The 13,130-nt window shown below is 54.2% G+C and carries 17 protein-coding genes; 16 read left to right on the forward strand and 1 reads right to left on the reverse strand.

The features are described 5' to 3' along the window. Position 1: 1 nt before the first annotated feature. The 13 genes from GSF27_RS12515 to GSF27_RS12575 all read left to right on the forward strand — a co-directional run bounded on the left by GSF27_RS12515 (position 2) and on the right by GSF27_RS12575 (position 9,976). Complete coding sequence (locus GSF27_RS12515; RefSeq protein WP_160969555.1) at positions 2–505, forward strand: HEPN domain-containing protein; 504 nt, start codon at positions 2–4, stop codon at positions 503–505. Positions 506–681: 176 nt separating this feature from the next. Then, entirely contained in the window at positions 682–1,530 is an 849-nt protein-coding gene (locus tag GSF27_RS12520) for a GIY-YIG nuclease family protein (protein ID WP_202410435.1), read from the forward strand. 670 nt (positions 1,531–2,200) lie between these two features. Then, positions 2,201–2,422: a GNAT family N-acetyltransferase gene (locus GSF27_RS12525; protein WP_160969559.1), complete on the forward strand. Its 222-nt coding sequence runs from the start codon at positions 2,201–2,203 to the stop codon at positions 2,420–2,422. Between the two features lie 26 nt (positions 2,423–2,448). Further along, on the forward strand, positions 2,449–2,700 hold the full coding sequence (locus GSF27_RS18110) for a GNAT family N-acetyltransferase (protein ID WP_370462604.1): 252 nt from the start codon (positions 2,449–2,451) through the stop codon (positions 2,698–2,700). 157 nt (positions 2,701–2,857) lie between these two features. Next, positions 2,858–3,364: a GNAT family N-acetyltransferase gene (locus tag GSF27_RS12535; RefSeq protein WP_160969561.1), complete on the forward strand. Its 507-nt coding sequence runs from the start codon at positions 2,858–2,860 to the stop codon at positions 3,362–3,364. A gap of 84 nt (positions 3,365–3,448) precedes the next feature. Next, positions 3,449–3,697, forward strand: a complete 249-nt coding sequence (locus GSF27_RS12540) for a hypothetical protein (RefSeq protein ID WP_160969563.1) — start codon at positions 3,449–3,451, stop codon at positions 3,695–3,697. A gap of 862 nt (positions 3,698–4,559) precedes the next feature. Next, complete coding sequence (locus GSF27_RS12545) at positions 4,560–4,961, forward strand: alpha/beta fold hydrolase (protein WP_160969565.1); 402 nt, start codon at positions 4,560–4,562, stop codon at positions 4,959–4,961. Between the two features lie 63 nt (positions 4,962–5,024). Beyond that, positions 5,025–5,435, forward strand: a complete 411-nt coding sequence (locus GSF27_RS12550; RefSeq protein WP_160969567.1) for a hypothetical protein — start codon at positions 5,025–5,027, stop codon at positions 5,433–5,435. Positions 5,436–5,725: 290 nt separating this feature from the next. Beyond that, positions 5,726–6,523: a CPBP family intramembrane glutamic endopeptidase gene (locus GSF27_RS12555; protein WP_160969569.1), complete on the forward strand. Its 798-nt coding sequence runs from the start codon at positions 5,726–5,728 to the stop codon at positions 6,521–6,523. A gap of 71 nt (positions 6,524–6,594) precedes the next feature. Further along, on the forward strand, positions 6,595–7,074 hold the full coding sequence (gene ybaK, locus GSF27_RS12560) for a Cys-tRNA(Pro) deacylase (protein ID WP_160969571.1): 480 nt from the start codon (positions 6,595–6,597) through the stop codon (positions 7,072–7,074). 165 nt (positions 7,075–7,239) lie between these two features. After that, positions 7,240–7,503: a hypothetical protein gene (locus tag GSF27_RS12565; protein WP_160969573.1), complete on the forward strand. Its 264-nt coding sequence runs from the start codon at positions 7,240–7,242 to the stop codon at positions 7,501–7,503. 210 nt (positions 7,504–7,713) lie between these two features. Continuing rightward, complete coding sequence (locus tag GSF27_RS12570; protein WP_160969575.1) at positions 7,714–9,060, forward strand: Na+/H+ antiporter family protein; 1,347 nt, start codon at positions 7,714–7,716, stop codon at positions 9,058–9,060. A 115-nt stretch (positions 9,061–9,175) separates the two neighbouring features. Further along, positions 9,176–9,976, forward strand: a complete 801-nt coding sequence (locus GSF27_RS12575; protein ID WP_160969577.1) for an SGNH/GDSL hydrolase family protein — start codon at positions 9,176–9,178, stop codon at positions 9,974–9,976. 42 nt (positions 9,977–10,018) lie between these two features. Here the strand turns inward: GSF27_RS12575 and GSF27_RS12580 are convergent, their stop codons facing one another. Beyond that, on the reverse strand, positions 10,019–10,726 hold the full coding sequence (locus GSF27_RS12580) for a helix-turn-helix domain-containing protein (protein WP_202410436.1): 708 nt from the start codon (positions 10,724–10,726) through the stop codon (positions 10,019–10,021). 153 nt (positions 10,727–10,879) lie between these two features. On the opposite strand from GSF27_RS12580, the gene GSF27_RS12585 reads away from it, so the two are divergent. From GSF27_RS12585 to GSF27_RS12595, 3 genes are all read left to right on the forward strand, one after another. Next, a complete protein-coding gene (locus tag GSF27_RS12585; RefSeq protein WP_160969579.1) occupies positions 10,880–11,392 on the forward strand; it encodes a flavin reductase family protein in 513 nt (170 codons plus the stop codon). 65 nt (positions 11,393–11,457) lie between these two features. Continuing rightward, on the forward strand, positions 11,458–12,606 hold the full coding sequence (locus GSF27_RS12590) for an acyl-CoA dehydrogenase family protein (RefSeq protein WP_160969581.1): 1,149 nt from the start codon (positions 11,458–11,460) through the stop codon (positions 12,604–12,606). Positions 12,607–12,896: 290 nt separating this feature from the next. Beyond that, complete coding sequence (locus GSF27_RS12595; protein WP_160969583.1) at positions 12,897–13,109, forward strand: hypothetical protein; 213 nt, start codon at positions 12,897–12,899, stop codon at positions 13,107–13,109. Positions 13,110–13,130: the final 21 nt, after the last annotated feature.

Consider the following 13,130-nt stretch of genomic DNA (forward strand, 5'->3'; position numbering starts at 1 on the left):
AATGAATAATAATGAGGTGTCTCAAATTCTCTGCGATTGCGCCGATGAATTAGAGAATATTCGCGCATTGCTCGTTGGATTGGGTGATGGTGCCAATCCGACCCCTTATGTAAAAAAGTATGCAGTTATCAGGGCAACTGGTGCCATTGAAGTTGGATTCAAGCAAATAATAGCGGACAAAGTTGATGAAGGATGCAACGTACAAGTTAAAAATTTCATCAAGAAGAAAGTAAGAGAGTCATCGTTTAACCCTAAATTTGGATTGATAGAGAATCTGTTGACCGAATTTGATCAACGCTGGAAAGAAAAATTTGACGAATTGCTCGCACTTGAAGATAGGCCCGCATTAAAGGGGGCATTAACGGAGCTGGTTAATGCTAGAAACGAGTTTGCTCACGGAGGCAATCCAAATGTGGGTATCGAAAAGACAATCTCATGCTTTGAAAATGGAAGGAAGGTGCTAAAAATTCTTGATGAAGTTGTTAATTACAATTTCGATGAATAATGCATAACAAAGGCGCGCAGTTAACCGCTGAAAAACGCGGCGGGACAGCCGAAACTCCGCACCTTTTTGTGAAAACGATCCGCTTATTTTTGCACAAGAACGCGCTCCATTTTGGCTGCCTCTGGCGCCGGAGTTAGGCATTAGAGGATGGCATGGGCAGGAAACTAACGATATACATGCTTGATGGATCGGCGACTGGTCCGAAAACGGTCGAGATAGGTAATTGGTCAGGTAAAGCAGTTTTTTCGCCTCGTGCAACGCTAAAAAGCTTGCTCGATCGGCCTGAGTTCGATGCGCCAGGCATCTATTTTCTTCGTAGTGAAAGCGAATCCTACGAGTTTGATGAAAGGATCTACATCGGAGAGGCTGAGGAGCTTCGAGCACGTCTTAAGACGCATATTGCGGAACGGGATTTTGACTCAATGGTCTGTTTTCTCAGTAAGGACGAGATGCTGACTAAGGCTCATATCAAATACTTGGAATCGCGCATCATCGCTCAGGCGCGTGAGGCCAACAGTTCATTTGTAGAGAATAGTAATAATCCCAAGGGCTCAAGGTTGTCGGAGGCGGATGTCTCTGATATGGAATACTTCATTGAGCAGATTAAACTTATCCTCCCAACCGTAGGGGTGAACTCGCTCGTTGTAGCAGCGCCCCACAATATAGCCACTGACTCTCAACTTCAGAACACGGGTGGCACACTCTACAAAATTAAGTCTAAAAGCTTGGATGCAACAATGATCGAGACGGACGGGGGGTTCGTCGTAAAAGCAGGCTCCCAAGCCAGCTTGAAAACTTCGAAATCGATCGCAGAGGGTTGGCTAAAAATACGGAAGAAACTCTTAGACGCAGAAGTCTTGAGGCAGAAAGGGGGCACTCTAGTATTTGCTGAGGATGCGAGCTTTTCTTCCCCAAGCGCGGCATCATCAGTTGTGCTTGGTCGGCAAGCTCCAGGCCCCGTGTCTTGGGTTAATGCGGCTGGGGAAACGTACAAAGAAGTGCAAGAAGGGGCTGCCGATGCCTAACAAGTGCAGGCACGGTGATACCCATTACATTGCACCTTTGGATCCATTTCATGGGTGCGTATTCTGCAAGCGGTAGGCACCACCAAAGGAATGCAAATGAATAAAGTATATGAAGCACCAGCGAGCGACATTTCTACCCAACTTGAAAGCACTATTCCCACAAGGCCTATGTCTGTTTCTGTTTTGGGTTGGCTTTTTATTCTCGCCGGCATTCTCTATACCACTTATTTATAAAGCCGGTCTATTCACTGTTCAGGAAACTTCTGAAGGTGGCAAATTCTCGGTTAACTTAATCTGGTTTTTGCTTATCTGGAGCGGATATATGCTCTTGGTTGGCAGTAGCCTTTCCAGGTACTTTGCGGCATTATTTGGCTTGTTAGCTTTCATCTTGCCGGGGATCGCAGTCATATACATCTGCTTTATCAGCAATGCTAAAACATTCTTCGCAAAAAAGTCGTGCCTTAACTGCGGCCATAGCAAATTTCGTGTCGGCAACCCTATCGTCACGTCAATTCGTTGCCGAAAATGTAGCACGAAGGTCAAAGTCTAATTCCTGAAAAAGTTCTCAGGTGCAATCCGGCCACAAGAAATCCTGGCCTCCGCGGGACAACCTACACTGCGTTTCGGTTGCCCCTTGGAAAAGCGTTAAGCACTCTCACAGGTAAGCATCGTGATTTTGGAAACGACTCGTCTAGTAATAAGGGAGATCTCAGAAGCAGATCTGGATAATCTGGGGGCAATGCTTGCTGATGAAAGGGTTATGGAGTTTTCTGTTAATGGCCCTATGAATAAGCTTCAAACGTTGGAATTTATTAAGTGGTGCAAGTCTTCTTATCAAGACCATGGTATTGGCCCATGGGCATTAGAAGATAAAGAGGTGGGTCATTTATAGGCTTTGCTGGACTCAGCGAAGAACTTATTGATGGCAACCAAGAAGTCCACGTCGGATATAGGCTCGCAAGGAATTACTGGAGCAAGGGCTTTGCCACCGAAGCCGTTAGATCCGTTGTAGACTATGGCTTAAACATTAAAGCGCATGAGTACATCTGCGCAATTATTGAGCCTGAGCACCATTCCTCCATAAAAGCTATAGAAAAGGCTGGGTTCAATTTATCCAAAACAACCGTGTTTCATGGAAAACACGTTAATATTTATCGAAAAGGTAACTGAAAAGGCTAGGCCGCAAGTGCATATCAAGTCGCAGGAATCGCTCCCGCTGGTTGTTGGTCCAGCCAAAGCTCTGAACCTTTTGGGTATGGCTGCGCCAGTGTATACCCAAAAGTCGCTTCACTTTGTCCTCCCCTCTGGGAGCGTTAAGAGGTAGAAATTGGATGTTCAAATCTGCAATGAAAGCTATGACGATGCGGCGCGAATACATGAAGTTACAGCGGAGGCATTTTTAAATGCCCCCCATGCCGATCATACAGAGCAGTTCATTGTTGATGCCCTTCGTCGCGCGGAAGCGTTAACGATCTCTCAGATTGCGATGGTTGACGGGGAGATTGTTGGCCATGTTGCAATATCTCCGGTTACCCTATCAACCGGAGTGACAGGCTGGTTTGGCCTTGGGCCAATATCGGTTCTTCCTGAATTTCAAGGTTGTGGGGTGGGTTCCCGGTTAATGGAGAGTTCGCTTGCCTCTCTCCAGGCAATGAACGCGTCTGGCTGCGTAGTGCTTGGCGATCCTGATTATTATGGCCGTTTCGGGTTCAAGGCTGTAGAGGGGCTGCGCTACCCCGGTGTGCCTGCAGAGTATTTTCAGGCGTTATCGTTTTCCGGAGTGATGGCGCTAGGGGACGTAGCCTACCATGTGGCATTCTCGGCTCAGGGGTAACTAAGCCAGGCATGGCGAATGCTATGGTGCAATGCGTCTGCGCCTGCCTGTTTTTAGGGGAAAGGTTTATATAGGTATGAATAAATGAAAGTAATTGTCGCAATCTCCATTGCTGTTGTCGCCTTTCTGTTTGTGAAGCGCTATGACCTCTACGAGGCTACGGATGGCCTGGCCAGTTCTTATGAGGTCGTGGAGGAAGATTTTTTCCTGAAGGGAAGCTGCGTTTCCAAAGGAGAACTCCTTGAAAGACCTTTCAGGTGTGTCGGCCATAATGTCTGGGGTGGGTTCGTCAAGAAAAACCATGACTACAACAAAGAGCGCGAAGTTGATTAAGGTGATATCAGGTGCGCATATAAGGAAGTAATGTTACTGAGGATCAACAGTCGAGCCTTGAAGCTGGTAAGAGTAAGCGGCCCGGGGTGCCGGATTCGCCCGGCTGGCAAAGGGAGAGTCAGAGGTTACTTATTTGCCAGAGAGTAACTGTCACTATGGATATGCCCAGAGCTGTGACCAGATAAAGTATCCCGCGTCTGTTTACAGGGAAGGACCGCATTGATCGGCCGGATGCGGGGGACGGATATCCTTGGCTCGCTTTCCTCAGACCGCGATAGCGGGCCATCAGGTAGTCCAGCTCTTTTGTGGTTATGCTGACGTCCTGCCTGAATCGCTCAAATATCTGACCGTCGTTGAGTGCCTCCCTGGATCTTCCGAATCCTCGTTCGAAGAAGTTTTTCCCGATAGCCGACGGGGCACCAAGCCGGTCGATTGACTGGTAGAGCTCGCTGGCTTGCCGATGCCATTCGGTAAAAGCCTTGCCCCGGTACGCCAGGGGATTATTGCTGATTTTTTCCAACCCCTGTTTTACGTCAACCAATTGCCTCGCCAACAGTTGGTGGCTGTCAGGGTCGTTACTGCTACACCGCAGTGAGTTGCTTTTGTAGCGGCCAATAGCTGTGGGCATGACATTCAGGTATCCGTGTGCAGAGGTTCCCATATTCGGGTCGGGTGCGTCAGGCATCAATATAGCGGCGTTGCTCTTATTGGCACGAGAACCCCATCAAAGAACAGGCAGTTTGTCTCCTGTGATCGGTCAGGTATATTGATTGGCACAATAACGTGAAGGAACCTTGTTGCAGGCTCAGAAAATATTGCGGCAACAGGAAGGTCATTCAATGTTGACCAGAGAAGGATGGCGATGATGGAAAAAGCAAATATTGACGGTGTGGGTATTGCTTACGAACTGCTTGGTGATCGCCGCGCTCCGCTCATCGCATTGACTCCGGGTGGGCGCTTTACCATGGATGTTCCCGGTTATCGGGAAATGGCGGAAGAGTTTGTCCGACAGGGCTATCAGGCCCTGATCTATGATCGTCCCAATTGTGGCTATTCTGACACCTGCCTGCTTGGCGAATGTGAATCGGAGAATCAGGCAGAGGCGCTGGCGGGGCTGATCAAGACGTTGGGGTTGGGGCCTGCTGTGATTGCCGGTGGGTCGGGTGGGTCCCGGGTGTCGATGCTGGCGGCTTCCCGGTATCCGGATCTGTGCTCCCATCTTGTGCTCTGGTGGATCAGCGGTGATCCCATTGGTTTGATGTAACTGGCAACCTACTACTGTGGTGAGGCGGCAACCCTGGCCAGTTCAGGTGGGATGGTGGCGGTATTGAAGGCGACCTCTTGGTCCGAGCATCTGGGCAAAAACCCCAGGGCCAGGGAGACATTGCTGGCGATGGATCCGGATAAATTTATCGCCATTATGCAGAAGTGGGCCGCCGCTTATGCACCATCCGGGATATCGCCGGTGCCGGAGATGCAACCGCGTCACTTTGCGCAGCTCAATATGCCCACACTGGTGTTTCGCAGTGGCAGGAGTGACCTGTCACATACCCGGGCTACCAGCGAGTGGGTTCACCGCTTGATTCCGCACTCATTGCTGCTGGAGCCACCCTGGGATGATAACGAGTGGAACCGGCGTTCTGCCCAAACCATGGCGGGTACGGACGGGCATACGTTGTTCCGCAGTTGGCCGAAGCTGGTTCCGGCCATTGTGGACTTCCTTGTGTCCAACCCGTGACCGGCCGGTTAATCGAGGCCTGAACATCCCTGTTCAGTGAAAACCGGAGTATCTCCCTCTCCTGCCGCGAACCAGCGGCTGCGACTCGCAGCTGCTGATGTAAGATTGGACGGACAGATAATTTAACTGCTTCAAAAAAATCCCGGCCAGCTTGGGGGCTGTGTGTCAACGTCTCCTGAAACCCGGATAGCCAAAGTCAGACTGCACTGGCTTACACTATCCGGATTACCCATACACAATAGCCAATCTTCTATAGTTGGTTCACTCATAGAAAGGTCTGATGGATTGTCATGACAAAGCGCATAGGGATAAGCCTCGTCATTTATGTGGCATGGATTGCGGTTACCTTGTTGGGCGCCAGGCTGATAGTAGCCGACGATACGACCCTTAACGAATTGGTCACCTCGGGAATTGGCTGGCATTTTGCTGCCGCGATAGCGCTGTTGCTAACGGCGATTTCGGTTTTCAAATGGCGGGATATGCACTTTACCAGACCGCACTCGCTGGTTCGCACTTTGTGGTTTCCGGGGATTTACCTGGTGCTTTTTGCCAGCGGTGTCGCCTTCCTCGGGGCGCCTCCCTTGGGCGTGGTGGTGTTTGTGGTGATCAATACGTTGATGGTCGGGGTGTCGGAAGAGCTCATGTTTCGCGGTGTCCTGTTCCGGGCGCTGGCCGCGTCGATGTCCATCTGGAGGGCTATTATTGTTACTACGGTCTTGTTCGGGGCCGTGCACACCCTGAATGTTTTTATCACCGGTGAGCTGGGGGAGGCGCTGGTCCAGTCTGTTGCTGCGACCATGAGCGGTCTGGTGCTCATCGCTATAGTGATCCGGACCGGATCGATATGGCCGGCGATTACCTATCACTTCCTCTGGGACTGCCTTCTCTTTCTCGTCAGCAGCAGTGTGGCCTCCGGGAATCAGGGGGTGCCCACCGGTGATCCTGGTCCGTTGGCGTTCTATATTCCGGTGTTGCTGAATCTTCCCAATTTTATCTGCGCGCTTATACTGTTGCGCCATGTTGGCAGGAGTCACGGCAGTACCTTGCAGCGGCATTCCGCCCCGGGGGATACCGCAGGGCGGCTCTGATCAATGAGTAACCCCTGCCTGCTCCGGTTTTATAAAACCTTACTCTTCAATTACCCAAGCTGAATCGGATCATGACCCCAGCCATCAACCTCGCCAAAAAGCAGAAAATTACTCACACAGTCCATGAGTACAGCCACGATCCCGGCCATGAGTCCTACGGCACCGAAGCGGCAGAAAAGCTGGGTGTGGCGGCCGCACAGGTGTTTAAAACCCTGGTGGTGAGTCTCGATGGCAAGGAGTTGGCAGTGGGCGTGGTGCCGGTCTCATCCATGTTGAGCATGAAGTTGATCGCCAAGGCGCTGGGGGCGAAGAAGGCGGCCATGGCCAATCAGGCGGATGTGGAGCGCTCCACCGGCTATGTGCTGGGAGGTGTCAGCCCGCTGGGCCAGAAGAAGCGGCTGAAGACCGTAATCGATGCGTCGGCGCAGGGCTTTGATTCTATCTACGTCAGCGCCGGCCGCCGGGGGCTGGAGATAGAGCTGGCAGCAGAGGATCTGAGAAAGCTGGTTGGCGGCATCTTTGCCCCGATTGCCCAGGGGGCTGACGGTTGATGGTCGCTGGTGCCGGTCGGCACATGGTTGATTTTATGGGCTGTTGGCCTATTGTAGGGGAGTGAATTCTTCACAGGGCCGTGACCGATAGTGTGGTGCCGCCGGTGTCAGGCGGGTCAGGGCTGTCCAGGAGTTTGGTCAACAAACAAGGCAGGGGAAGCAGTTATGAAAACATCAGCAGTATTGGTCTCCGTTCTGGCTTTATCCGGTGTTCAGTTCGCCTTGGCAGGCGATAGCGCCGCCGATAAGGATTTCATCAAGTCCTTCAGCTCGTCTTTTATGCAATCCTGTGTGGAGTCCTCACCCAAGGCCACCTGCAGCTGTGTGCTGGATGACCTGGTGAAGAAGTTCTCGCCCGCCGAGATGGAGGATACCGCCAAGGTTTCCGAATACGTGAAGAGTGTGGCGACGCCCAAGTGCCAGAAGTGATCTGGCGCCGGGCTGAGGTAATGGCAAGCCCGAATTCACTGCAAAAGGGCTACCGGACGGCCCGGTAGCTCGTAAGCCTTTCTGTCATATCTTTTCCGACTGATCTGTTGGCCTGCCCACAAAAAAATTGTGTGTTGCGTGCCGGTGCCGGTGCCGGTGCCGGGGTGGCGGGCATGCCATGTAATCAACATCTGAATATTGGGGAAGCGGATGAATGCCGTCGTTATTGCTGTAGCGATTATGTTGGGCTTGAGCCTGATGCGGATCAACGTGGTGTTATCGCTGGTGCTGGGCGGCATTGTTGGCGGGGTGGTGGGTGGTCTCTCGCTGACTGCCAGCATTGAAGCCTTCAACGGTGGTTTGGGCGGGGGCGCTACGGTTGCCCTGAGCTACGCCCTGTTGGGCGCCTTCGCGGTCGCCATTGAGAAGTCCGGGCTGCCGGACCTGCTGGCAGCGAAAGTGCACGCCCTGCTGGGGCGCCAGTCCAGTGCCAGGGAGGTGGCGCGCATCAAGTACCTGCTGCTGTCGCTGACCCTGCTGATCTCTGTCTGCTCCCAGAACCTGGTGCCGGTGCATATCGCCTTTATCCCCATGCTGATACCGCCACTGCTGCACCTGCTGCACGAGTTGCGGCTGGATCGGCGGCTGATTGCCTGCATCCTGACGTTTGGCCTGACCATGCCTTACATGATCCTGCCCATCGGCTTTGGCGGCATCTTTATGAACGAAATCCTGCTCAAGCAGTTGCAGGCCAACGGGCTGAGCGGGATCGACAGCGGTATGATCCCGGCGGCCATGGCCATCCCGGTGGCGGGTATGGTGATGGGGTTGTTGATCGCCGTCTTCTACACCTACCGCAAGCCGCGGGACTACACCCTGGAAGCACTGGATGATCCGGGCCACCCGTTGCCGGAAAGTGTGGTGACCGGTGCTGCACCTGCCTCCGGCAAAAGCTTGATGCCGCTGCTGGCCATTGTGTTGGCCTTTGCGGTGCAACTCACCACCGAATCCATTGTTGCCGGTGCACTGGTGGGCTATCTGGTGTTCCTGGTGGGCGGTGTGTTCAGTCTGAAAGAGTCCAACGACGTGGTGATCAACGGCATGAAACTGATGGCGCAGATCGGCTTTGTGATGATCGCGGCGTCGGGTTTCTCCGAGGTGATCAAGGCCACCGGTGATATCGGTACGCTGGTGGATACCTCGGCGGCGTGGATCGGTAACAATCAGGCACTGGCGGCATTTGCCATGTTGGGTATCGGTCTGCTGATCACCATGGGCATCGGCTCCTCGTTTTCCACGGTGCCGATCATTGCTGCTGTCTATGTGCCATTGGCGTTGCAGTTGGGCTTCAGTCCGCTGGCGATTATTGCGCTGGTGGGAACGGCGGGTGCGCTGGGGGATGCGGGCTCGCCCGCGTCTGATTCAACCCTTGGGCCTACCATGGGCCTGAATGCCGATGGCCAGCATGATCATATCTGGGATTCGGTGGTGCCTACGTTTATCCACTACAATATCCCGCTGATCATTTTTGGTTGGCTGGCGGCGATGTGGCTGTAGCCGGTGCGGACCATTCGGGGATGGCTCATTGGCGTAGCTGATTGCATACTTGCCGACACAGTTTTTGCCCGCTGTCCCTCGCAGTAGCGAGGCGGCATCATGACCGGATAAAAGAATGATAAAAAAATTAAAGCAAACCCTGCGGCGCTTTGCCGTGCCTGAGGATAGCCCGAGGGCGTTTCTTGCCCGCGGTCGGGAGCCACAAATCAAACGCCTGGTAGTCTGCGCCGGTGACAGCATTACCCATGGAGTGATGGGGGGCGACTATGTGGCGCTCCTGCAGCAGGCGCTGACACCGGATGGCTACGGATTTGTGAATGCCGGCATCAATGGCGACCTGGCGTATAACGTCGACCGGAGGCTGGATAAGATCATTGCCTGCCAGCCGGATGTAGTGACGCTGCTGGTGGGCACCAATGACGTTAACGCCACCCTGGGTGGCAAGGTGGAAGCTCTCTACCGCGACAAAAAGCAGATTCCCGTTACGCCGACCAGGGACTGGTATGTTGAGCAGGTACGCAGCATCCTGCAGCGATTACAGGCCGGGGGTGTCGAACATATAGCGGTGCTCAGCCTGCCCATGCTGGGGGAGGATACGGACAGCGATCTGAACGCGAGGATCCTGCAGTACAATGTCGTCCTGCGATCCCTGTGCGAAGAGTTGGGCGTTAGTTACCTGCCACTGCACGAGACCCTGATGAAGTTACTGCCGGCCGGGCATCGGCCTCCCCGTTACCAGGGCAGTCAGGCACCGGCATTCAAGGCGTTGGCGCGTCACTATTTGCTGGGGCAGGGGTGGGATCACATCTCCCGTAAGCAGGGCTTTTACCTGGTGACAGACCACATTCACCTGAATGACCGTGCGGCGGCGGTGATCCGTGATTTGATCATGAATTATCTGCGCGGCCTGGAGTAAGCGCCGCGGCAGGCGGAGCGCTGGTGATGTCAGCGCCCCTGGTCAGGCGGGGTTAACAATAGCTTCGGCTGGCGGAATGCCGGAAAACATATTGGGTTTCAGCCAGCTCTCCACGTTATTGATCATGGCCTTGGGGCCCACCAACTGCAGCCTGCCTTCGGCGATGGCCTTGCGGTAGCTGATGTCCCCCATCCACACATCACACATGGTTTTCAGGTCGACATTGAAGTAGATGTCCACCTCGTGTCCCGGATCGTGCACGCACACATCCACATCGTTGTTTTTCACCACCATCCACCAGTTGGCGTACTCACTGAGATCCCTGAAGTTGAAGCGGATAACGGTCTCGTTGCCGATCAGGTCTGCGGGGCTGATGCTTCTTTGCAGGTGCAGCATCAGCAGTTCCAGGTCGTAGTCCTCGTCAGAGAGCTGGCGCCGGGCCCAGCGCATACCCCAGATGCCCACCTGTTCCAGAATCGGCAGCAACTCGCGGCAAGCTTCGGTCGGAAAGTATTCGTAGCCGCGCTGCCCGTGAATTTTCCGTTTTACCACCAGGCCCTGCTTTTCCAAAGACGCCAGTCGTTTGGTGAGCAGGGTCGGTGACATCTGGCTGAGGCCGCGCTGGAATTCGTTGAAGCGGGTGAAGTCGCACAGCAGCTCCCGAATGAGCAGCAGCGTCCACTTCTCGCCCAATACATCCATCGCCTTGGCGATGGGGCAAAACTGGTTGTAACCCATGGTGAACCTCAATCTTCCTTAATCTGTAGCTGGATACTACACAAAATGTAGTTCATCCCTCCACTTTGTGCAGTTCAGGCACCGCGCCGCTTTCACTAATCTGGTCACCAGTCCTGAAAAGCAGGAATCGACACAAAAACAGTAGTGACACAGGAGGAGCAAGACGTGAGCACTCTACACAATTCCCCCATCGACAGCCGTACCCTGCGCAATGCGCTGGGTTGTTACCCCACAGGTGTGGCCGTAGTGACAACCCGTGGTCGCTGCGGTCAGGCGGTTGGCATGACAATCAACAGTTTCTGTTCCATCTCCCTGGACCCTCCCATGCTGGGCTGGTGCCTGGACCTGCGATCCGGAAGCTACACCGACTTTCGCTGTGCCCGTGGCTTTACCGTCTCGGTACTGAACGAGCAGCAGGCGGATCTGGCGCGTCGATTCGCAACCAGGGGCGCCGACAAGTTTGAAGGCATCAACCTGGAGGCGCTTAACCAGGACGGTATCGAATTGCCTGGAGCCTGCGCCGCGTTTCGTTGCCGGCTGCAACGGGTAATCCCGCTGGGTGATCACGTGATGCTGGTGGGACAGGTGACGGCGTTCGGCAGTGCTGACAGGTCGCCACTGACCTTCGTACACGGCGGCTTCCGCCAGCTGCAAACCACTCTGGATCAGGCCGCCTGACGGCCAACAAGACATTCATATAACAACGCAATAACTATACTTAGCTAATAAATGAGGTAGACAAAATGACTGGGTCAACAGCGGTAAACTTCAACAAAAATCACCTGGACGAGATTCTGCACAGGATTGGTCCACAGATCGCCGATAACGGCAAACTGGCAGACGCCACCGACACTCTGTCGCAGGACAACTATCGCCTGCTGCGTGAGGCGCGGGTCTTTTCAGCCATGGTGCCCGGCACCTTTGGCGGCGGCGACCAGAGCTTTCCGGCCATGTGTGAATTCCTGCGTTCACTGGCCAAATACCACCCCTCCACCGCACTGTCGGTCTCCATGCACCAGCATATTGTGGCGGCCAATATCTACAATCATCGTCATGGTCGTCCCGGCAAGGCGCTGTTGGAGAAGGTGGCAGGCAAGGAGCTGGTCCTGATCAGCACCGGCGCCGGTGACTGGCTGGCCTCCACCGGTTCGCTGGAGAAAGTGGAAGGCGGTTACCTGATGAACGCCACCAAGCACTTTGCCAGCGGCTCGCCGGCAGGCGATGTACTGGTGACATCGGCGCCCTACCACGATCCGGTGGAAGGTTGGCAGGTATTTCATTTTCCTGTCTCTACCCTGTCAGAGGGTGTGACCATTCTGGATAACTGGGCGCCCATGGGCATGCGCGGTTCCGGCTCCAACAGCGTCACCCTGGAGAATGTGTTTATTCCCGAAGAGAGCATCGCGGCACGTCGTCCCCGCGGCGATTACCACATGATGTGGTCGGTGATCCTGCCGGTAGCCTTGCCGCTGATCATGTCGGTCTATCGCGGTATTGCCGAGCTGGCAGCGGAGAAGGCCCGTGAGCGTTGCAAGGAGAGCAGTGATCCGGTGACCCCATATATTCTCGGTGAGATGGAGAACGCCCTGACCGTGGCCCAGCTGGCGGTGGATGACATGATCAAGCGCATGGAAAACTTCAACTATGAAGCCACCCTGGAGACCGTGAATGAGGTGATCAAGCGCAAGACCATCGCTGCGGAAGCCTGCAAGCGCTGCGCCGCCAAAGCGGTAGAAGCCTGTGGTGGTCCCGGCTTCCTGCGCGCCTTTGGCATCGAGTCGCTGTTGCGGGATGTGACCGCATCCCACTTCCACCCCATGCAGGAGAAGCGCCAGCACCTGTTCACCGGCTCTCTGGCGATGGGTAACGAGCCTCCAAGCCAGGCTTTCTGACCCTGCACCGTCTCAACGGTGTTTTGCCTGCCCCCTGCCGGTGACGGCCGGGGGCTTTTTTGTTCTGAATCCGGCTCAGGTCCTGCAAACCAAAGTTCGTCACTCCCGCGCAGGCGGGAGTCCATATTCGCCCGTGTCCATCATTTTTCTCAGCTTTCCGGGCAGGTGTTTGTGCTTATGTAGTGCACTGCTACAGATAGTGTAGTGCGTTAATACACTGCGTTCAGTATTGCCAAAGCGTGACATTTCATACTCTGACATCAACGGCAAACGGGTTGGAGGAGATGACAATGGAACGCGCACTGGAATACCGCAAAAATCATCTGCTGGCGAAAGGCATTGTGTTCGCCGCCTACATGATCATCAGCATTATCGGCATCGAGTTTGGCAACCCCTACCTGGCTCTGACCCTGGGTACGCCCATCTGGTTTTTCGGGGTCAATGCGGTGGCCTATCTGGTGGAGTGCCTGCAGGGCCACGAGCATCTGCATCATCGCATTTAGTCCAATGGCCAGCGCGGGAAA

Source organism: Pseudomaricurvus sp. HS19 (assembly GCF_009857815.1).
Lineage (GTDB): Bacteria > Pseudomonadota > Gammaproteobacteria > Pseudomonadales > Cellvibrionaceae > Pseudomaricurvus.